The sequence below is a fragment of the Aeromonas sp. MTB genome (genome assembly GCF_056632455.1).
Map to the genome: position 1 here is coordinate 896223 of NZ_CP147026.1, position 19549 is coordinate 915771.

Sequence of the window (19549 nt, forward strand, 5' to 3'; positions counted from 1 at the left end):
ATCTTTGCAGGGAAGCGAAATCAGTTGCCGAGGGTGGCGAACAGGCTCTGCTCCAGGGTGCCGCGGGAAACGCAGACCGGCTTGATGGACGGGGCCGGTACGCGTTCGCCTGAGGATTCAACGAAGAACAGTTCGGTGTTGCCCTTGACGTTGACGGTTGCCACGCTGCTGTTGCCGCTCTGGGTGATGATCAGGTTGATCTGCAGGTTCGGGTTGCCCAGTACAACTTTGGAACCCATGGTGCCGCAGTCCAGCCACTCCAGCCCGTCGGTTGACTGGTTGACGTTGGCGGTCATCAGGCCGGAGCCACGCTGGCTGTTTTCGATGGTGAGGCCGTGATCGGTGAACCACTTCTCGGCGCGAGCCCACACCAGATCCACCGGGATCGCCATTTCCTGAGTGTTGTTGGTTGCCTTGGCAATTGGCGGGTTGTAGCGATACTCCTCACCGCCGTTATTGTCACCAGCACAACCAACCAGCAGCAGCGCCAATGCGCTCCCCATAATCTTTTTCATCTTGTTTCTCTCATCCATATCACCAGGCCATTGGCCAACCGGCGCCTATTATCGCCGGAGCGACAATCTCTGTCAGCAACCATCCAGCGTTCGATGTTATGGGGAGGTGATCGGGGTGCTTTACAAAATTGGTTTGCTATCATAGATTTGCTCGAAATTCCTCCATAAGCACCCCTGTGACCAACATGCTCACCCCGGATCTGCTGCAGCAGATCATCGACCAATTGCCAATGAGTATCTTCTGTCGGGATAGTCATGGGCGTTACCTGTTCGCCAATCGTGAGTTCGCCCGTGAAGCCAAGCTGGAGTCGCCTGCCGAGGTTGTCGGCAAGACAGATGCAGATATGCCCTGGGGCGATCTCTTTCGCAGTGAGGATGAGCAGCTGCTTGCCGGAGGCGTGCCGATGCTGTATCAGCAGCTCCATTGCAACCGGGGTGGAGATACCTGCTGGATGGAGGTGCACAAGGTGCCTCTTTACACCCCGCAGGGGGAAGCGTGCGCAGTATTCGGGGTGGTTAATGAGATTGCCCAGCGCAAGAGCCTAGAACAAACGGTCAAACAGCAGCAGTTGTTGCAGCGTTTTCTGCTCGATGCCATTCCTGACCTGATCCGTTTTGATGATCACAACGGGGTGTTGCTGGAGTGCAATCAGGCGTTTCTCGACTTTATCGGCCAAGGGGCGGATGAGGTGCTGGGTCAGCAACTGCCGTTCCGGTTGGCGGCGCCGCAGGGGATGGGGCATGGCGAGTGCTGTCTGCTGGATGCCAGCGGGCAGGGGCGACACATGGAGATCACCCGGGTCGATGTCCCCGATGGTGACGGCCACTCCCTCGGGATCCTGACGCTGGGGCGTGACATTACCGGCCTGCGCACCACTCAGGCGCAGTTGCAGCAGGAGCAGCACTACGACAGTCTGACCGGGCTGCTCAAACTCTCCCGGTTCTTGCAGACCAGCCGCCATCTTGGGGGACGCAGTGCCACATTGGTGCTGGTCGATCTGCATCATTTTCGTGAAATCAACGATCGCTTCGGGATCCGGATTGCCGATCGCCTGCTCAGCCAGGTGGCCAAGCGGTTGCAGCAGTTGGTACCGCCGCGTTCCCTGCTCTGTCGGGTCGCTGCCGATGACTTCAGCCTGCTGCTGCCAGATTTCAACGAGCCATTGCAGGGGTGGAGCCAGCATCTGCAGCAGCAGTTGATGGAGCACTATCAGGTGGAAGATCACCGCATCCAGATCCCGGTGTTTCTGGGGCTGGCCCAGGGGCGGGCAAGCGATGCCGAGCGGTTGCTCAGTCATGCCGAGGCTGCGCTGGCGCAGGGCAAACGGCAGCAGCAGTACTGCACCTTGTTTGATCCCGAGCTGCATGCCCGGCTCAAGCGGCGTCAGTTGATCGCCGCCCAGTTGCCGCTCGCCATCAAGTCCGCCCAGCTGGTTGCCGTCTATCAGCCGATCATCTGTACCCGCACTCACCGGCTGCATGGCGCCGAGCTGCTCTGTCGCTGGCCCCATCCTGAGCTTGGGATGATCTCCCCCGACGAGTTTATTCCGTTGGCGGAAGAGATGGGGATCATCGGTCAGCTTGGCCAGTTAATGCTGGAGCAGGGGTGTGCCCAGCTGGCGCAGTGGCAAACTGCGCAGCCGGATATGGTGCTCTCCATCAACCTCTCGCCGCTGCAGTTCCGTGATCCGGCGCTCTGTGAACGGGTCTCTGCCTGCATCGCTCGCCATGGTCTCAAGGCCAGTCAACTGGAGCTGGAGATCACCGAAGGGGTGTTGATGGAGAACGCCGACGAGATTGAGACCAACCTCGACAACCTGATTGCCGCCGGTTTTCAGCTGGCCATCGACGACTTTGGTACCGGTTACTGTTCGCTGGCCTATCTGCCGCGTTTGCAGGTGGCGACCCTCAAGCTGGATCGCAGCTTCACTCAGGGGCTCGCCAGCAATAGCGCGACTACCGCTATCGTGCGTTCGGTCATCGGGTTGGGCCATGAGCTTGGGATCCGGATTACGGCCGAAGGGGTAGAGACACCCGAGCAGCAGCTGTGGCTGACCGAGGCGGGGTGTGATCGGCTCCAGGGCTATCTGTTCAGTCGCCCACTGCCGCCGGCGGAGTTTGCTGCCAGCTATCTGGCGTGAGAGATCGTCAGAAACAACAAGGCCACCGCAAGGTGGCCTTGTTGTTTTACGATGGAGGCAGGATCAATCCTGGAAGTAGGTGCCCCAGCCATCGTAATCCACCCCATATTTTTCCAGGATGGGCAGCATCTTGGCGATATCGGCAACGATCGCTTCGACATTCAGCTTGCACTCGATGGTGGCATCGAAGCAGAAGATGGTGGCGCCGTCATCCAGCTCCATCTCTTCGGCATCGGTCACTTCAAAACCGGCCTTGAACAGGTCAACCGCTGCTTTTTCCAGACGGTCGAAATCCTGGCAGGCGAAGTGGTGCTCGATGTCGTAATCCGCATCGGGATTGCTGCCATCGGCCAGCAGTTCGTTGACGATCTCGGTGGTCTCATCACGCCACTCTTGCATATTCAGACTCATGTTGCCTCCAGGCGGTATCATTGCGGCAAAGCATACTCGCAGAGTGGATTCGGCTCAATGCGGCGGACCCACTGAACCTCGAATTTCCATCATATTGGCGCAGCCTGCAGGGTGTTCAGAGGCCAGTAAGTACGGCAAACAGGACTGAAATGGATAATAAATGGCCGCTTCGTTCGGTTGTTGAGCGAACGCGCTTTTTATCGTGCCATCATGGTTGACACTCTGCGCTGGAAAGGGTTTAATGCGCGCCGTTGCCCAGATAGCTCAGTCGGTAGAGCAGGGGATTGAAAATCCCCGTGTCGGCGGTTCGATTCCGTCTCTGGGCACCACAATTCCTCCTTAGTTCAGTCGGTAGAACGGCGGACTGTTAATCCGTATGTCACTGGTTCAAGTCCAGTAGGAGGAGCCAAATTCGAAAAGCCCGCTCAATCGAGCGGGCTTTTTCATTTCTAGTTGCTGTTGCATGCTGCCAAAAAGAGCGTTGCGCCACAGGTGGCACTGAACAGCAGCATTCCGGTCTGCAACATGCTGCCAGGGCATGGCTTCTTCTCTCTTTTTCTGGCCCTGATCCACTTCGGTTTCATCACATTCCCTTATCCATTTTGTCGGCCTGAATGGCTGCACTCCTGTGCAGGCGAGCCATCTTTGTTGAATGGCGCCATGGCGTCAATCTCCCCCGCAAAACAATTAATTCAGCACCGTTGAAGAGCGGCTTGTCTGGTGATGTTTCGACCTTTAAGCCATTGTTAACATTTTGGAAAACTGGAGTGACCCTGTGGCCGGGCGGGGATATGATGGGGTCAATGATGTTCCCATCCTGACGGAGAGATCCCAGATGAACAGCCCCTTGAGCTATGTACTGGACGGCATTCATTGCGAGCCGCACTTTTTTACCGTTCCCCTCGATCATGATGAGCCGGATGGTGACAGCATTACCCTGTTTGCCCGCACCCTCTGCCGTAAAGACAAGCTCGATGAGAAGTTGCCCTGGCTGCTGTTTCTGCAAGGTGGGCCGGGATTCGGGGCGCCGCGCCCGACGGCCAATAGTGGTTGGCTCAAGCGGGCGTTGCAGGAGTTCAGAGTGCTGCTGCTGGATCAGCGTGGCACCGGGATGTCGAGCCCCATCCACGGGCATAGTCTGGCCAAAATGACCCCGACCGAGCAGGCGGAGTATCTCGGCCATTTTCGCGCCGACAGCATAGTGCAAGATGCCGAGTTCATCCGGCAGGAGCTTAGCCCCAAGCATCGCTGGAGCCTGCTTGGTCAGAGCTTTGGCGGTTTTTGCTGCCTGACCTATCTCTCGCTCTTCCCCGATAGCCTGCGGGAGGTCTATATCACCGGCGGCATCGCGCCGATTGGCCGCAGCGCCGAGGAGGTTTACCGCGCCACCTACCAGCGGGTGGCTGACAAGAACCGAGCCTTCTTCGCCCGCTTCCCCCATGCTCAGGGGATTGCCAACCGGCTGGCCAACCATCTGCACCAGCACGATGTGCGACTGCCCAACGGCCAGCGCCTGACGGTGGAGCAGTTCCAGCAGCAGGGGCTGGATCTCGGCGCTACGGGTGCTTTCGAGGAGCTTTATTACCTGCTGGAAGAGGCCTTTATCGGCGACAAGCTGAGCCCGGCCTTTCTCTATCAGGTGCAGAGCATGCAGCCATTCAATACCAACCCGCTGTTTGCCATTCTGCACGAGGCTATCTACGCCGAAGGGGAGGCGACTCGCTGGGCGGCTGATCGGGTCAGAGTGGAATTCCCGGCGGTGAACTGGGCACCCGGCAAGGATTTCGCCTTCACCGGCGAGATGGTTTACCCCTGGATGTTCGAGCAGTTCCGCGAGTTGCTGCCCCTGAAAGAGGCGGCTCATCTGCTGGCCAACAAGGCGGACTGGGGGGCGCTCTATGATCCGGCACAGCTGGCCCGCAACCAGGTGCCGGTCGCCTGCGCCGTCTATGCCGAGGATATGTATGTGGAGTTTGACTACAGTCGCGAGACCCTGCGTGGCCTTGGCAACAGTCGCGCCTGGATCACCAATGAGTATGAGCACAACGGTTTGCGTGCCGATGGTGAGGCGATTCTTGATCGTCTGATCGCGTTGAATCGCGACCGTTAATTGCCGTTATCGGCAACTATCGCGGGAGCCCGGACTCCCGCGATGGTTGTGATGGATAGTTGTTATGAAAGCGTGACTCCCTGAACCTTGACCCGTATCCGCCAGACGATGAGTGGATAGCCGGCTGATTAATTTCCCCCTCTTTCACTGTCTCTGTCGATCCCTCACCATATACTTGCCAAACGACTCTGTATTGAGCAGCGGTCAAACCGATTGACCAACCCGTGCTCGTTACCATTAGAAAGTCGCTCCGATGCTCTGTATCCCGCGTATCTGATATGCCATCTCTGCATGCCCCGCTATCCGGGGGAGGGGATGGTCGTGCTTTTCAATCACAATAAGGATGTATGATGAGAAAGTCTCTGTTGGCCTGCTCCCTGTTGCTGTGCCCTGTCGTGTTTGCTGCCACCCCCCATTGGGAATATAGCGGTGAGGCGGGGCCTGCCCACTGGGCCAAGCTGACCCCGGAGTTTGGCCAGTGTGCGGGCAGCAATCAGTCGCCGGTTGACCTGCGCGGATTGGTCGAGGCCAAACTGGCCCCGCTGGTACTCCACTATCAGGCGGGTGGCAACACAGTGGTCAACAACGGTCATACCGTGCAGGTCGGTTATGCCCCGGGTAGCACCTTGCAACTCGATGGCACCACGTTTGAACTCAAGCAGTTCCACTTCCACGCCCCGAGTGAAAACCTCATCGAGGGCAAATCCTATCCGCTGGAAGGGCATCTGGTGCATGTCAGTGACAAGGGAGAGATCGCCGTGGTGGCGGTGATGTTCGAGGCTGGCAAGGCTGGCAAGGCCAATCCGGCGCTGGCGGCAGCCTGGAGTGCATTACCTGCCAAGGTGGGGGAGACCCAGGCCCTCAAGACGCCGCTCGTTGCGGAGCAACTGCTGCCCGAGAACCGTGACTACTATCGCTTTAGCGGTTCCCTTACTACGCCTCCCTGCTCGGAAGGAGTGCGCTGGCTGGTGATGAAGCAGCCTGTCGAGGTCAGTCAGGCCCAGATCGACGCCTTCAAGGCGGTGATGCACCACCCCAACAACCGGCCGGTGCAGCCACTCAATGGGCGCGTGGTACTGCAATAACACAGCGTTGCAATAGCGCTGCAGATAGCAAAAACAACAAGAGGGCCGCGAGGCCCTCTTTTACATGGTGAGGTATCGGTGTGCAATTAAAGCGCGGCGGCGATGCGGGCGCCAAGTGCCGCGTTGTTCAGTACCAGCTGGATATTGGCCGCCAGCGAGTTGCCGCCAGTCAGCTCGCAGACGCGGGCCAGCAGGAAGGGGGTTGACGCCTTGCCCTTGATCCCCTGCTCATCGGCTTCACGCAGCGCTTGGGCAATGGCTGCGTCGATATCGGCTTTCGGCATGGCGTGTGTGCTCGGGATGGGGTTGGCCACCACGGCGCCGCCCGCCAGTCCCAGCTCCCACTTGAGGCGTAGCGCCTCGGCGATGGCTGCCGGGGTATCGAGGCGATAATCGACCTTGAAGCCGCTCTCGTGGGTGTAGAAGGCGGGCAGCTCCTCGGTTTGATAGCCGATCACCGGTACGCCCTGGGTCTCCAGATACTCCAGGGTCAGCCCGATATCGAGTATCGACTTGGCTCCGGCGCAGACTACGGCCACCGGCGTTTGTGCCAGCTCCTGCAGGTCGGCCGATATATCGAAGGTCTCCTGCGCGCCGCGATGTACCCCTCCAATGCCACCGGTGGCAAAGACCCGGATCCCCGCCATGGCGGCGATGATCATGGTGGAGGCGACCGTGGTGGCCCCCATCCCCTTGCGCGCCAGTACGAACGGAATGTCGCGGCGGCTGCACTTGGTCACGCTGTGGCCTGCCCGGCCGAGCGCTTCCAGTGCACCCGCATCCAGACCCACCTTGAGGCGGCCGTCGAGGATGGCGATGGTCGCCGGAATGGCGCCGTTATCGCGCACCACCTGCTCCACCTGACGGGCCGTCTCCACGTTCTGCGGATAAGGCATGCCATGGGAGATGATGGTGGATTCGAGGGCAACGACCGGTTTGCCAGCGGCCAGTGCGGCAGCCACTTCCGGTTGGATATCGAGGTAAGCGTTCAGCATGAGTACTCCTCCAGTATGCGGTCAACGGCGGTCTTGCTCAGACCGGAAAAAACGGTATCGGAACAATTGACGGTGAGGGCGGCGCAGCCCAAGGCAAAGCGGGTGGTTTGGGCAATGTCGAGCTGTTGCAGCCAGGCGTGGGCGAGGCCAGCCATAAAGGCATCCCCGCCGCCGGTGACGTTGAGCACCGGACTGCCCAGCACCGGCAGGTGGCCCTGCTGCTCGCCATCGCTGTAGAAGATCCCCTGTTCACCCAGACTGAGGAACAGTCGCTTGACCCCGGCGCGGTGGAACCAGGCGGCCACCATGGGCCAGGTTTCGGGCCCGGCGATGGTCATGCCGCACAGCTGTTCGGCCTCGCTGCGATTGGGTTTGAGGGTGTGGATCTTGCCGAGCCAAGGGCGGATCTTCTCCACCTTGGCCACCGAAACGGTATCGACAAAGATGGCGTGCTCCCCCTGTCGCTCGAACAGCCAGTCGAGGGTGTGGATGGCCAGATTGGTGTCGAGTACCCAGAGCCGGGCGCCGCCGAGAAAGCCTGCGAGGGGTGTCAGGCGGGCAGGGGTGAGCTGCTCTATGATGGCCATGTCGTTGATGGCGCAGCTCATTTCGCCGCTACCATCATGCAGGCTGAGATAGCAGGAGGTGGCGTGACCATCGAGCACCAGAGTCTGGCGCACATCGACGCCGGCCCGCTGGCTCACTTCCAATAGATGGTGGCCATACTGGTCGTTGCCGACCGCTGTCAGCAGCCGGGTGTCGCTGCCGAGCCGCGCCAGATTCTCGGCGATATTGCGGCCAACGCCGCCCGCCGAGGTGCGTACCTTGCCCGGGTTGGAGTCGCCAAGCAGCAGGTTGTCATGGCTGGTGCCGCAAATATCCATATTGGCACCGCCGATCACCACCACGTAGGGGCCCTCTCGCAGTACATAACCTCTGCCTTGCACATATCCCTGCCGGATCAGGCTTGAGATGTGGCTGGCCAGCGCGGAGCGGCTGATGCCGAGGCGATCGGCCAGCTCCTGCTGGGCAATCATGGGATCCTGACGCAGCAGGGCGAGGATCTCTTGTTCACGCTCAGTCATAGACAAACATCCATTTACAAACGTTTGTCTATTATTGCTGGGAAACGTTTGCTGGCTATCGGCTTGTACAAAATTTGTCGGCTTGCGCACAAAAAATCGACATTCAAAGCTGGGTTGGCAAGCGGTTTAGCCGGGGAGGGGACTTTTAACGGGTCGGTGGCCCTGCAACGGCTTATAATGGCCGCCGCAAGATGAGGAGAGATGATGGAAAAGAGTGCATTCTGCTGCGTGGGGCTGGTCAATCCCAAGTCTCCGGAAAATGTCGGCTCAGTGATGCGGGCTGCGGGCTGCTACGGGGTGGACGAGGTCTACTACACCGGCAACCGCTTCGAGCTGGCGCGCCGCTTTGCCACTGATACCAAGCAGATGGTGGAGAAGATCCCGCTGCTCGGGGTGGATGATCTGATGGCGTTTATCCCGCAGGGATGCGTGCCCGTGGTGGTCGATCTGATCGACGGAGCCACGCCGCTCCCCGACTATGTCCATCCGGAACGCGCTTTTTATATCTTCGGGCCGGAGGATGGTACGCTCGATCCCGCCCTCTATGGCGCGGTGAAAGATGTGGTCTATGTGCCGACTCAAGGCTGCATGAATCTGGCCGCCTCGGTCAATGTGATCCTCTATGACCGCTTGGCGAAGGGATACCGGCAGCCCTGAGTTGTGGCGTGGCAACGGTGACTCAAACCGCAATGGACAAGGTGTTGCTTATGGGCTGGTTGCTGGCAGTGGCTGCTGTTGATGGGGCTGCGGCATCCTTCTCTTTCCCCTATGGTGGGATCAGTTTTCGCCGGCCTTGACCGCCTGCTCCTCGAGAAAGTCGCGGTAGTAGTCATAGAGGTGATAACGGCGATATATCTCGGCCAGCGTGCCGCGACGGATCAGATTCACCATCTCTTGATCCCACAACTGCAGTAGCCGGTCGCCCTGCTCGGTATCGGCAAAAATGGGGTAAGTCGGGATCCAGCGCAAAATGGTGCGGTACATATTGGCCGGGGTCTCATCGGTAGAATGGAGCACGCCAGCGGTCAGGTAATAGCGATAGCGCCCCTTGCCAATCAGCTGCAGGGCCATCTCATGGTTGTCGATCTCATGCCATCGCATGGTGACCGGAAGATATTTATCCAGCACCCATCCTCTACGCCAGAGCACGGTCTCTCCCTCCAGGCTGCGCTCTCCCCGCCATTGTGGCTGCCACTGCTTGAGCATGAAGACGGTCACATCATCGGCGGAGGCTGGCTGACGGGGCTGTTTGACCCCTTTGATCTCGTCCAGATAGACACTCATCGCCATATCCCCCTCTTGCCTGGCTACCATGGCGACGGCGCGTTTGTAGGGCACGATATGGGGCACGATCTGATAGCCGTGGGGTTGGTAGATGGTTCGCACCAGATCGAGATAGATACCGCGGCCATCCGGTTGGCAGAAACCGGCCCAGCCATCGCAATAGACGTGAATATCGGCTGTGCTAGCGTGGGCGATCGCACACAGACAGTAAAGCAGCAAACAACCGATGCGCAGCATGGTCAGCATTATCCTCGCAGGGGTGAGGAGAGCATTTATCACCTGATTTATACCATGCATTGATCGCGGCGGGCGGAGAAAACATCTCGCATCTCCATTTTGCGACAGGGTCGAGGGTTATTTGCGGTCGGATCGTTATGATCGAGTAAAGATTCAATAGCACCCCAATCAGTAGAGGAGACTGTATTATGCCATCGATCAAGACTCTGCTCTGTCCCGTCGATTTTTCCCAAATGTCTCGCGCGGTACTCGACTATGCCGTTTTCATGGCACAGAGCCATCAGGCCCAGCTCAAGCTGATCCACGTGGTTGATCAACTACACGGTTTTGACAGTTACAAGATCCTTCATATGACGGCCATCGAGATCACTCACGAGATGGAGCGTCAGGCCAGAACCCAGCTCAAAGAGCTGGTTGCCACCCTGCCGATCCCGGCCACCTTTGATATTCGCTTTGGCCGCGCCGCCGATGAAATTGTCATTCAGGCCAAGGAGGATGAGGTTGAGCTGATCGTGATGGGCAGCCACGGTCGCTCTGGTATCAGTCATCTGCTGGTAGGCAGTGTCGCCGAGTCTGTGGTGCGTCATGCACCCTGTCCGGTACTGGTGGTGCGCCAATAACGCGCCACGTTTAGTGTGAAAAGCGTAACAAACAAGGCCAGCGATTGCTGGCCTTGCGTTTTCTGGTGTTGTGCCCGCTAGCCGTGAGCGTAGATGACACTCCCCCCCTTGATGGTATCTATGATGGCTCTGGCCTGCTCTTTGGGCAGGGCGGGGCAACCCCAGCTGCGGCCCAGCTTGTCATATTTGCGCAGATGGGTCGGGCTGGCATAGGCGGCGCCATGTACTACGATGGCACGCTTGCGGGCATTGCTGTTCTTGCCGGGGCTGAGTCCGTCCAGCCGCAGGGAGTAGCCATGCTTGCCCAGATAGGTTTCTGCGGTGCGATAGACGCCAAGGGAACTTTGGCGGGAGTTGAGCTGGTTGGAAAAGCGTTTTGCGGCCAGTTCACCTGAGTTGCGGCCATGACTGACCCAGGTGTGATAGAGCAGCTTGTGGCGTTTCATATCGATGACAAACAGCCTGCGCTGGGTGGATGGCTTGCTGTAATCGATGATGGTGAGAATGGGTTTGCGTTTGTGGCGCACAGTTTGATAACTGTTGAGTGCCTGACGAAAGGTCTGTTTATCCAGTTTGCCGGCCAGACCCAGTTGACGATAGAGGCTCTGATCCCAGCTGGCATCTGCCGTGCTGCTCCAGATGAGCGATATCAACAGCAGTGGCAACAACAGCCACCCGCGTTGCCAGTCTATGTTACCGCGCGCTTGTCTCATCCGTGAATATCTCCTTGTCACTCCCTGTCAACGGCGCGGATATTGCCATCAATCCGCTCGATAGTTATATGCAAGGTGCTGAAAAGGCGCAATAAAAAAACCGGCCGCAGAGCGGCCGGAAGTAATTCAAACAGTAGACATTGGTATCACAGGGTATAACTGACTTCCAATTACTTAGAAGTTGTACTGCAGGGCAACCGCGACTACGTCATCGGTGTTCTTGCCCAGAGAGTTGGTGGACTTGCCATCTACGGAGTCCAGCAGGTTCAGCTTGTAATCAACGTAGGCGTTGAAGTTCTCGGTGAAGTTGTACCAGGCACCGATAGATACGTACTCAGTGTAGGTATCATCGATACCACGAGCGGAGTCTTTCACGTCAGTGCGCAGGTAGGCCAGAGAAGGCTTGAACTTGCCGATGGTGTACTGGGCAACGGCTTCGTAGCCATCCATCTTCTCGGCGTAGCCGTTGTTGACGAACAGGTGGTCTTCACCGTGGGAGTAGGTTGCAGCCAGGTAGAGGTCGCCAGTTGCATATTTGGCGCCGAAGCCCATCAGCTTGGCATCCTTGTCGCCACCGAAGGCGGCATAGCGAGCTTGCTCGTCGGTCTTGCCAGCTTGGTTATAGGCAGCACCCAGGCTCAGGCCCATATCGAAATCGTAGTTGGCAGATACTGCGAAGCCTTCTTTGGAACCTTTCTTGTTCCAAGTAGTTTGGCCATTTACATCTTTGAAGTTGGAACGATCTGCATTCTGCGGATCATTGTTACCAGTGAACTGGGCACCCAGAGTCAGACCCTGGTAGTTATAGATGTACTGGGCCAGACCGTTGGTACGGCCGGTACCGAATACTTCAGTATCTTTGCCCAGGCCGTCACCGCCCCACTCAGGCAGGACGTCGGTATAGTTGTTGACGGCCTTGGTGAACAGGCCATCCTGACGACCATAGCTGAATGCGCCGAAACGGTCGTGCTTGATGCCGGCATAGGCATAACGCAGCTCGTCGTTGTCAGAACCGGAAGTCGGCAGGTTGTACTCGGCAAAGCCGAACGCCTTCATCTCGGGAGCAATCTTGGTCTCGCCAGCAACGTGCAGACGGAAGTAGCTCTGGTCACCTTCGGAACCGTTGTCGTCAGTACCGTAGTAAGCACCTTGTGCACGGCCGCCGATTTCCAGCTTGGTATCGTTCTGGTTGTAAACGGTAGCAGCATGGGCGCCGCTCGCCAGCAGCAGGCTGGAGATAGCAATAGTCAGTGCAGACTTCTTCATATGCGTTATTCCTCTGATGTAAACACTTCCGAACTTGTTGTCGGTTCTGTGAAATCGGAAATAGTCCGATAGCCACACGGTAGGCGTCCCAACCTTGACTGGGCCTGAATCCATCGTTGTTTAATTGAGGTGACGAAGTCGTTATCAAGACTGGGTGTGACGGTTTTTGACAAGATAAAAGAAGATTAAATTCAATGAATTATTTTCTAGTGACTTTTTTGACATCAAGGCTGTTCTGAGCAACAAGGTCGATGGCTCAAGTTGTGAGCTAGATCACGCAGGGGAGAATGGGGCGGGGCGGGAAAAACGGGGCGGGAGCCTTGCAAGGCTCCCCCCAGTGATCAGATGGGCTTTTGCCACAGGGTCAGCAGCAGATCCTGTTCCAGTTCATTCGGGCCCTGTTGAGCGAAAGCATGACGCTGCTCACCGGTTGCCCGCCAGCCAAGACGGCTGGTCTCCAGAATAAAGCTGCGCATGGCCTGATCCATGGTGAGGCTGAACTGGCAGCGCTGTTGAACCATCGGATTGAGACCGCCGAGGGTGGGCCAGCTGAGGGGGTGTTCCATGCTCACCGGATTGAGGCTGACCCGCAGTTGCCACTGATGGCGCGGGCCCGGCTGCAGATAGAGCAGATAGCCACCGGGGGCCAGCCAGCTGACCAGCTGTTCGGTCTTGACCTTGAGATCGTTGACCAGCAGCACCTGAGCAGAGCCCGGTTGCAACGGCGCACGAGCGGGATCGGCAATGACAAACTGGCCGTCCGGCTGCGCTTTTTTGGCGGCAAAGATAGTGTTCTTGGCGATATCAACCCCAGCAAACTGCCAGCCGGGCAGGCGCTCTGCCAGCGCGCGGCAGTAGTAGCCTTCACCGCACCCAAGATGGATCAGCTCTTGTGGGGCCAGCGGAGCGAGCAGGGCGGCCATGGCCTCGACCAGCGGCAGTTGGTGGCCGGCTTCCAGGAAATGGTGCTTGGCGCGCATCAGGGCACGGCTGTCGCTGTCTTTGGGGTTTTTCTTGCCGGGGATGAGATCCAGATAACCTTCCGGTGCCGGATCGAAGTGATGCTTGTTGTCGCAATATCGCCCCTGGGAGGCTTCATGAAGATGGAGCGGACTGCGGCAACGGGGACATTGAAGATGCATAGTAACTCTCTGGGCGAATGCCGGAACAGTGAAGGGCGTTCGGGATTATAGGGGAGAGGATCAAAAAAGGCTGCCGTAGCAGCCTTTTTTATCCCAAGGCCTCAGTCAGGCCTGCGGACGGGTCATCAGCGAGTGCCAAATACCACAATGGTCTTGCCGTGAGCAGAGATGAGCTCCTGCTCTTCCAGCATCTTCAGGATGCGGCCCACGGTTTCACGAGAGCAGCCGACGATCTGGCCGATCTCCTGACGGGTGATCTTGATCTGCATGCCATCCGGGTGGGTCATGGCATCCGGCTGTTTGGCCAGGTTGAGCAGGGTCTGGGCGATCCGGCCGGTCACATCCAGGAAGGCGAGGTTACCCACTTTCTGGCTGGTGTGTTGCAGGCGCTTGGCCATCTGGCCAGAGAGACGCATCAGAATGTCCGGGTTGACCTGGATCAGCTGGCGGAACTTCTTGTAGGAGATCTCTGCCACTTCGCAAGAGCCTTTCGCGCGAACCCAGGCGGAGCGCTCGGGATTCTCGTTCTCCTCGAACATCCCCATCTCGCCCAGGAAATCACCCTGGTTCAGATAGGAGAGGATCATCTCTTTGCCCTCATCGTCCTTGATCAAGACGGCCACAGTGCCCTTGACGATGTAGTAGAGGGTCTCCGCTTTTTCACCCGCATGGATCAGGGTGCTCTTGGCGGGATACTTATGAATGTGGCAGTGCGACAAGAACCATTCCAGGGTGGGATCGCTTTGCGGTTTGCCAATGACCATGAGAATTCCTCTGTAGTGTCTTTTTATGGACTTGTGCGTCCGGGCAAGCTGCCAATCTTGCCATTCCTTGTATTGGTCGCAGTAGGATAAGAGCCTTTGCCTGTGCTGACAAGGCTTTGCGGGCTTTTGACAGAGCCCTTTGAGTAATGCCTGCTGCGCCGCTCCGGCCATTCTAGGGAAGATAGAGGTCGGAGATGTTGATTTTGATCTATTTCCATCCCAACTCGCCCTGTTCGGCAGAGATAAGCGACTGGGTTATGCTAGGGATCCATCATCATGATTAACAGGAGAGAGTGCGAGATGAAAGCCAAGGTCAGCTGGGTGGAAGGGATGAAGTTTGTGGGTGAGAGTGAATCCGGTCACAAGGTGATCCTGGATGGTGCCAACCCCGGTGAGGGAGCCAGCCCGATGGAGATGATCCTGCTGGCGGTCGGTGGCTGCAGCTCCATTGATGTGGTTTCCATCCTCGAAAAAGCGCGCCAGTCGGTAACCGCATGCCATGTCGATGTCAGTGGCGAACGGGTCGATAGCGTGCCCCGGGTTTTCGAGAAGATTAATCTGCACTTCGTGGTGACGGGCAAGGGATTGGCAGAGAAACAGGTTGCCAGAGCGGTCGATCTGTCGATGGAAAAATACTGTTCTGTTTCCCTGATGTTGGAAAAAGCGGTACAAATTACCCATAGTTATCAAATTGTTGAAGCTTGATAACGATAGTTTCGTTGGTACCCTGGCATAAGGCCGTTACGTAAGGCCACTGCACAAGGCCATGACATAAAGCCATTACATAAGGAAAGTGCAATGAAAAAATTGATCGCTCTGCTTCCCCTTTTGGGTCTGGCGGCATGCAGCAGCCCGCAACCTACCCAGTATCAATACAGCCAATACCAGTGTGGCGAAGAGATGCTGGCCGTTACCTATGATGCCCAGGCTGACATGGTGCAGTTTCCCTATGCCGGGGTTTACCACAAGCTGACGCGTGTTGAGTCTGAATCTGGCGCCAAATATTCCGACAGCGTCACCACTTTCTGGAATCAGGAGAAACAAGCTCTCCTCACCCAGAAAGGGGTTACACTGCTGACCTGTACGCTTAAATAAGTGACCACAGGTAGCTGAAGGTGTGCGGCTTTGTGCCCGGGTCTGGCCTAGGCCGGATGGGGTCAAGAGGTTGAGACCACAAAAAACGGCTTGCCGGGAGGCAAGCCGTTTTTCTATCCATCCGTTATCACTAAACAAGCGCTAGTTGGTGGGGACGCGATTGAGCAGCTCGGCAGCGAGCTGCTGGCTGAGTGCCTGACGCTGGCTGTCTGCAATGTTCACATCGCTGGTCAGCTGGATGATGCTGCTCCAGACCGCTTTCTGGGTTTTGCGATCGAGCAGCACGATGGCCAGCGACCCTTTGCGCTGGTTGGCCGAGGCATATACCCCGGGCGTCATGCCAAGACGGGCGAAAATCTCGCCGTCACTCATATCCTTGCCGCCCGCGACGCCTATGGCGACCCACAGATCCGCATCGTCGAGCGGTGCACTCTGCCACCCCTTGCTATTGAGCTCCCGGCTTACCGCCTGCTGCATTGGCTCCAGCCACCCTTCCGCCAACTCACCGGCAAATTGATACTGCTCGGCCAGGGCGTAGAGCGGGGTTGCACCATAGGTCCAGTTGCCCATCGGGCGAACCAGCATGGTGCCGGACTCCAGCGTGGGGGCCGCCGGCCCGCTGCTGCAACCGCCAAGCAGGGTGAGCAGTGCCACAGAGAGATAAGCAAGCCGCATCGTGAACTCCTTTGAATCAGGTTATTTTGCCGGTTTCGATCAATTGCTGGATGAGCGGGCGCAGGATCAGCTCCATCGCAAAGCCCATCTTGCCACCCGGCACCACTATGGTGTTCATCCGCGACATGAATGAGCCATCGATCATCGACAGCAGGTAGGGGAAATCCACCTGCTTGATACCGCGAAACCGGATCACCAGCATACTCTCGTCCAGACTCGGGATCACCTTGGCGCTGAAGGGGTTGGAGGTATCCACCGTCGGTACTCGCTGGAAGTTGATATGGGTGCGCGAGAACTGCGGGGTGATGAAGTTGATGTAGTCATCCATGGAGCGCACGATGGAGTCGGTCACCGCCTCGCGGGAATGCCCTCGCTCCGAGGTATCGCGGATCAGCTTCTGGATCCACTCTAGGTTGACGATGGGCACTACACCTATCAGAAAATCCACGTGGCGCGCCACATTGTGAGCCTCGGTGACCACGCCGCCGTGCAGCCCTTCATAAAACAGCAGATCGGTATTGCTGGGCAGATGCTGCCAGGGGGTAAAGGTGCCGGGCATCTGGTTGAAGGGCACCGCCTCGTCAAAGCTGTGCAGGTAGCGGCGATACTGGCCATTGCCATCCTGCCCATAGCCTTGGAAAAAGCTCTCCAGCAGCCCGAAGTCATTGGCCTCAGGGCCAAAATAGCTGATATGACGCCCCTGTTCGCGCGCCTTGCGGATCGCTACATCCATTTCCGGTCGGGTGTAGCGGTGAAAACTGTCACCTTCCACCACAGCCGCGGTATATCCCAGTTGATGGAACATGGAGCGAAAGGCGTTGGTGGAGGTGGAGGTGCCGGCACCGGACGAACCGGTAACAGCAATAATGGGGTGCTTGGCCGACATGGGATTCTCTCTTCCTTGGGAATTCCGTTATAAGGTCCGGATTGCGGTTGGGTCAAGACTGCTCGATGAAGCGGTCTTTCATCACGATATTCACCGATTCGTGCAGCTCGCTATAGACGATGACAGCTTTGCCTTGCTGTAATTGTTCTCTCACTGCATCGACTTTGACGCCAAGCGGTACATCCTGCTCTCCATATTCTGTTCCCTCCTGCAACACAAAGTGTTCGATCAGGTTGGTCAGGGTGTCGCCGTCCAGTTCTTGCCAGGGAATGATCATTTAAAGGTCTCACAGCAAAAGAGGTGATCGTCAGGCTATTGTTGTGTTGAATCCCGCGAATGCAATCACTTTTTACCTTTTCACCGGAGTCTGAGAGATGTTGTCTGAAGCGCAGCGCAGCGCGCCGTTAACCCTGACTGAGCATCTGGACAGCGCACGTCGAGAGGCGATTGCCCGAGGCATGGTGTGGTTCTGGTTGTTGAACTGGCTGGTGGTATTGTTTCTTTCGATACGCTACGAGGTTTACAGCCAGGTCGGGCTAGCCAGTGATGACAGCTTGCCCTGGCGCTTTCAGAGTGAGCTGGCCCTGGTCATGGTGGTGTTATTGCTGCTACCTGTTGTCAGCCTGTTTTGTGACCATCTGCAGGACCGCCTCTGGTTACGGATGGCTGCACTGGTGATGGTGCTATGGGGCGGACTCTGGACGCTGCATATCTATACGATTGGTCAGGTGGAGCTGCGGGGAGGAGTCAGCTATGCCAACGGGATCATGCGGCTCAACCTGCTGGCCGCGCTCATCGCGTTTTATCCCGATCGCAAGGTGTTGTATGGCTATCTCTTGGGCCCGATGACGGTGGGTGTGGGGTTGGAACTCTTTTTACGCGTCGATTTTCCCCAGATCTACCTGCTTGGCGTGTTGTTTGGCGTGATTGCGCTGGAGGTCGGCCGCCGCATGCTGCACCGCTGGTTTGAGTTGGCGATCATGCGGGAGCATGAAAATCTGACGCTTCTGCGCCAACTTGATCAGCTCGCCAAGCAAGATCCTCTGACCGGTGTCGCCAACCGGCGGCATTTCAATATCGAGTTGGATCGCGCGTTAGCCTATAGCCAGGAGAGCGGCGCTCCGCTATCGCTCATCCTGATCGATGTGGACTATTTCAAGCGCTTCAACGACCACTACGGCCATCAGGTGGGAGATATGTGCCTCAAGGAGGTGGCACAAGCGCTCAACCGTGCGGTACGCACACCATCTGATCTGGTGGCCCGCTATGGCGGAGAGGAGTTTGTGCTGCTGCTGCCCAATACCGACCGTCAGGCGGCGGCCAGCGTGGCGCAGCGGCTCCAAGATGGCTTGGCCAGCCTGCGGCTGGAGCATCTGGCGTCCGAGGTTGCCCCCTGGGTGACGGTGAGTCAGGGGATTGCCAGCAATGTGTCCGGCGAAGGGGCGAGCCAGTTGCTGGAGCGGGCCGATCAGGCGCTCTATCGGGCCAAGGAGTCGGGACGCAATCAGTTCTGTGTTGCGGAGTGACTCTGTTCGGCAATCCAGCGACTGATCCGTTCATCCAGCCAAAACCGTGGCCGCCAGGGCGTGCCGTGCAGAAAGCCGACATGGCCGCCGCGCTGGCTCAATTCATAGCGCACCGTGGGCGAGAGTTGCTCCGGCCGGGGAATGACCGCGCGTGACATAAAGGGATCGTCGGCGGCGTGCAGGATAAGGGTAGGGATGGGGATTTGAGCCAGCAGCGGTAGTCCCGAGCAGCTCTGGTAGTAGTGGCTGGCGCTGTGAAAGCCGTGCAGAGGCGCGGTAACCAGCTCGTCAAAATCGCGCAGGGTAGCAATCTGTTCCACTTGTCTAGGTTGCCAGCGTTCACTCGCTTTCTGCTGCTGGCGGATCTTGCTGAGCAAATTGCGGCGCATGGTTCGCAGCAGATAGTTCTGATAGACCTTCGAGAAGCCCTGATTGACCCGCTCGGCGCAGCTCGCCAGTTGCAGCGGGGCCGAGACCACCACCGCCGCTTTCAATGCCGCAGGACAGCCCCGCGCCAGCAGATTGACCAGCATATTGCCACCCAGTGAAAAGCCGATGGCGATCAGCGGTTTGCCCGGGAAGCGCTGGCTCAGCTCGGCAATCAGCTCCTGCGCATCACCGATGGAGCCGGAGTGATAGGCCTGCAGGTGGCGATTGGGCTCGCCACTGCAACCGCGAAAGTGCATCAGCACGGCCTCTCTGCCCTCTTGCTGCAGGTGGGCGAACAATCCCTTGGCGTAGTGGGAGTGAATGCTTCCCTCCAGCCCGTGAAACACCACTATCAGCGGCCGTTCATCAAGGCTGACTTCCCCGCTCCAGGCGAGGTCGACAAAGTCCCCATCCTGCAGTTCAAACCGCTCCGCCACAAAACGGGCAGGGGGGCGGCGCAGCCATTTGGGCAATATGGTCTGCAGATGAGGATTGCGTGCCCACCAGGGGGCGTGGAAGTGGCTCTCGGTCAGCATGGGGTCAGTCGGTCTGGGTCGAAGATAAGGAGGA

At 57.8% G+C, this 19549-nt stretch carries 21 protein-coding genes and 2 tRNA genes; 10 read left to right on the plus strand and 13 right to left on the minus strand.

Annotation, left to right across the window (positions count from 1 at the left end; translation table 11 throughout):
- Window positions 1-20: 20 nt before the first annotated feature.
- Window positions 21-515 (minus strand): hypothetical protein, encoded by a 495-nt coding sequence (locus WBR25_RS04205; RefSeq protein WP_421284450.1) that lies wholly within the window; start codon window positions 513-515, stop codon window positions 21-23.
- 185 nt (window positions 516-700) lie between these two features.
- Between WBR25_RS04205 and WBR25_RS04210 the strand changes: the two genes are divergently transcribed.
- Window positions 701-2656 (plus strand): sensor domain-containing protein, encoded by a 1956-nt coding sequence (locus WBR25_RS04210; protein WP_204484184.1) that lies wholly within the window; start codon window positions 701-703, stop codon window positions 2654-2656.
- A gap of 63 nt (window positions 2657-2719) precedes the next feature.
- Here the strand turns inward: WBR25_RS04210 and rraB are convergent, their stop codons facing one another.
- Complete coding sequence (gene rraB, locus WBR25_RS04215; RefSeq protein WP_026034893.1) at window positions 2720-3055, minus strand: ribonuclease E inhibitor RraB; 336 nt, start codon at window positions 3053-3055, stop codon at window positions 2720-2722.
- 265 nt (window positions 3056-3320) lie between these two features.
- Here rraB and WBR25_RS04220 point away from each other — a divergent pair.
- The 4 genes from WBR25_RS04220 (at window position 3321) to WBR25_RS04235 (ending at window position 6262) form a co-directional block, all read left to right on the plus strand.
- Window positions 3321-3396, plus strand: a tRNA-Phe gene (locus tag WBR25_RS04220).
- A 4-nt stretch (window positions 3397-3400) separates the two neighbouring features.
- A tRNA-Asn gene (locus tag WBR25_RS04225) sits at window positions 3401-3476 on the plus strand.
- Between the two features lie 426 nt (window positions 3477-3902).
- Complete coding sequence (locus WBR25_RS04230) at window positions 3903-5177, plus strand: alpha/beta fold hydrolase (RefSeq protein ID WP_371167972.1); 1275 nt, start codon at window positions 3903-3905, stop codon at window positions 5175-5177.
- Between the two features lie 350 nt (window positions 5178-5527).
- Window positions 5528-6262: a carbonic anhydrase gene (locus tag WBR25_RS04235; protein ID WP_479749875.1), complete on the plus strand. Its 735-nt coding sequence runs from the start codon at window positions 5528-5530 to the stop codon at window positions 6260-6262.
- A gap of 86 nt (window positions 6263-6348) precedes the next feature.
- Here WBR25_RS04235 and WBR25_RS04240 read toward each other — a convergent pair whose 3' ends face one another.
- Window positions 6349-7257: a pseudouridine-5'-phosphate glycosidase gene (locus WBR25_RS04240; RefSeq protein WP_479749458.1), complete on the minus strand. Its 909-nt coding sequence runs from the start codon at window positions 7255-7257 to the stop codon at window positions 6349-6351.
- Entirely contained in the window at window positions 7251-8342 is a 1092-nt protein-coding gene (locus WBR25_RS04245) for a PfkB family carbohydrate kinase (protein ID WP_021230795.1), read from the minus strand. The genes WBR25_RS04240 and WBR25_RS04245 overlap by 7 nt, the downstream gene beginning before the upstream one ends.
- A gap of 204 nt (window positions 8343-8546) precedes the next feature.
- Here WBR25_RS04245 and WBR25_RS04250 point away from each other — a divergent pair, with 204 nt between their 5' ends.
- Window positions 8547-8999: an RNA methyltransferase gene (locus WBR25_RS04250; protein WP_236381877.1), complete on the plus strand. Its 453-nt coding sequence runs from the start codon at window positions 8547-8549 to the stop codon at window positions 8997-8999.
- A 120-nt stretch (window positions 9000-9119) separates the two neighbouring features.
- Here WBR25_RS04250 and WBR25_RS04255 read toward each other — a convergent pair whose 3' ends face one another.
- Window positions 9120-9863: a hypothetical protein gene (locus tag WBR25_RS04255; RefSeq protein WP_479749877.1), complete on the minus strand. Its 744-nt coding sequence runs from the start codon at window positions 9861-9863 to the stop codon at window positions 9120-9122.
- Window positions 9864-10051: 188 nt separating this feature from the next.
- Here WBR25_RS04255 and WBR25_RS04260 point away from each other — a divergent pair, with 188 nt between their 5' ends.
- Complete coding sequence (locus tag WBR25_RS04260; protein WP_005335309.1) at window positions 10052-10483, plus strand: universal stress protein; 432 nt, start codon at window positions 10052-10054, stop codon at window positions 10481-10483.
- 77 nt (window positions 10484-10560) lie between these two features.
- Here the strand turns inward: WBR25_RS04260 and WBR25_RS04265 are convergent, their stop codons facing one another.
- The 4 genes from WBR25_RS04265 to crp all read right to left on the minus strand — a co-directional run bounded on the left by WBR25_RS04265 (window position 10561) and on the right by crp (window position 14368).
- Window positions 10561-11196, minus strand: a complete 636-nt coding sequence (locus WBR25_RS04265; RefSeq protein ID WP_088868584.1) for a murein L,D-transpeptidase catalytic domain family protein — start codon at window positions 11194-11196, stop codon at window positions 10561-10563.
- A gap of 174 nt (window positions 11197-11370) precedes the next feature.
- Complete coding sequence (locus WBR25_RS04270) at window positions 11371-12462, minus strand: porin (RefSeq protein ID WP_021230797.1); 1092 nt, start codon at window positions 12460-12462, stop codon at window positions 11371-11373.
- A gap of 341 nt (window positions 12463-12803) precedes the next feature.
- A complete protein-coding gene (locus WBR25_RS04275) occupies window positions 12804-13604 on the minus strand; it encodes a putative RNA methyltransferase (RefSeq protein WP_144714282.1) in 801 nt (266 codons plus the stop codon).
- A 125-nt stretch (window positions 13605-13729) separates the two neighbouring features.
- Window positions 13730-14368: a cAMP-activated global transcriptional regulator CRP gene (gene crp / locus WBR25_RS04280; protein WP_005335304.1), complete on the minus strand. Its 639-nt coding sequence runs from the start codon at window positions 14366-14368 to the stop codon at window positions 13730-13732.
- 300 nt (window positions 14369-14668) lie between these two features.
- Here crp and WBR25_RS04285 point away from each other — a divergent pair, with 300 nt between their 5' ends.
- Together WBR25_RS04285 and WBR25_RS04290 are read left to right on the plus strand one after the other, a co-directional pair.
- Window positions 14669-15073, plus strand: a complete 405-nt coding sequence (locus tag WBR25_RS04285) for an OsmC family protein (RefSeq protein ID WP_005362569.1) — start codon at window positions 14669-14671, stop codon at window positions 15071-15073.
- Between the two features lie 93 nt (window positions 15074-15166).
- Window positions 15167-15463 (plus strand): MliC family protein, encoded by a 297-nt coding sequence (locus WBR25_RS04290; RefSeq protein ID WP_368195994.1) that lies wholly within the window; start codon window positions 15167-15169, stop codon window positions 15461-15463.
- 141 nt (window positions 15464-15604) lie between these two features.
- Here WBR25_RS04290 and WBR25_RS04295 read toward each other — a convergent pair whose 3' ends face one another.
- From WBR25_RS04295 to WBR25_RS04305, 3 genes are read right to left on the minus strand one after another with little or no spacing between them, the layout of a single operon-like run.
- Window positions 15605-16138: a DUF4136 domain-containing protein gene (locus WBR25_RS04295; protein WP_479749459.1), complete on the minus strand. Its 534-nt coding sequence runs from the start codon at window positions 16136-16138 to the stop codon at window positions 15605-15607.
- A 16-nt stretch (window positions 16139-16154) separates the two neighbouring features.
- The gene (locus WBR25_RS04300; RefSeq protein ID WP_479749460.1) at window positions 16155-17024 is read right to left on the minus strand and encodes a phosphoribulokinase; all 870 of its coding nucleotides are present in this window, start codon (window positions 17022-17024) and stop codon (window positions 16155-16157) included.
- 52 nt (window positions 17025-17076) lie between these two features.
- Window positions 17077-17301 carry a YheU family protein gene (locus tag WBR25_RS04305; protein ID WP_005335298.1) on the minus strand — a complete coding sequence of 75 codons (225 nt, stop codon included), beginning with the start codon at window positions 17299-17301 and terminating at the stop codon, window positions 17077-17079.
- A 97-nt stretch (window positions 17302-17398) separates the two neighbouring features.
- Here WBR25_RS04305 and WBR25_RS04310 point away from each other — a divergent pair, with 97 nt between their 5' ends.
- Window positions 17399-18550 (plus strand): GGDEF domain-containing protein, encoded by a 1152-nt coding sequence (locus tag WBR25_RS04310; protein WP_429095017.1) that lies wholly within the window; start codon window positions 17399-17401, stop codon window positions 18548-18550.
- Here WBR25_RS04310 and WBR25_RS04315 read toward each other — a convergent pair.
- Entirely contained in the window at window positions 18529-19515 is a 987-nt protein-coding gene (locus tag WBR25_RS04315) for a hydrolase (RefSeq protein WP_479749461.1), read from the minus strand. The two genes, WBR25_RS04310 and WBR25_RS04315, sit on opposite strands and share 22 nt — an antisense overlap.
- Window positions 19516-19549 lie beyond the last annotated feature (34 nt).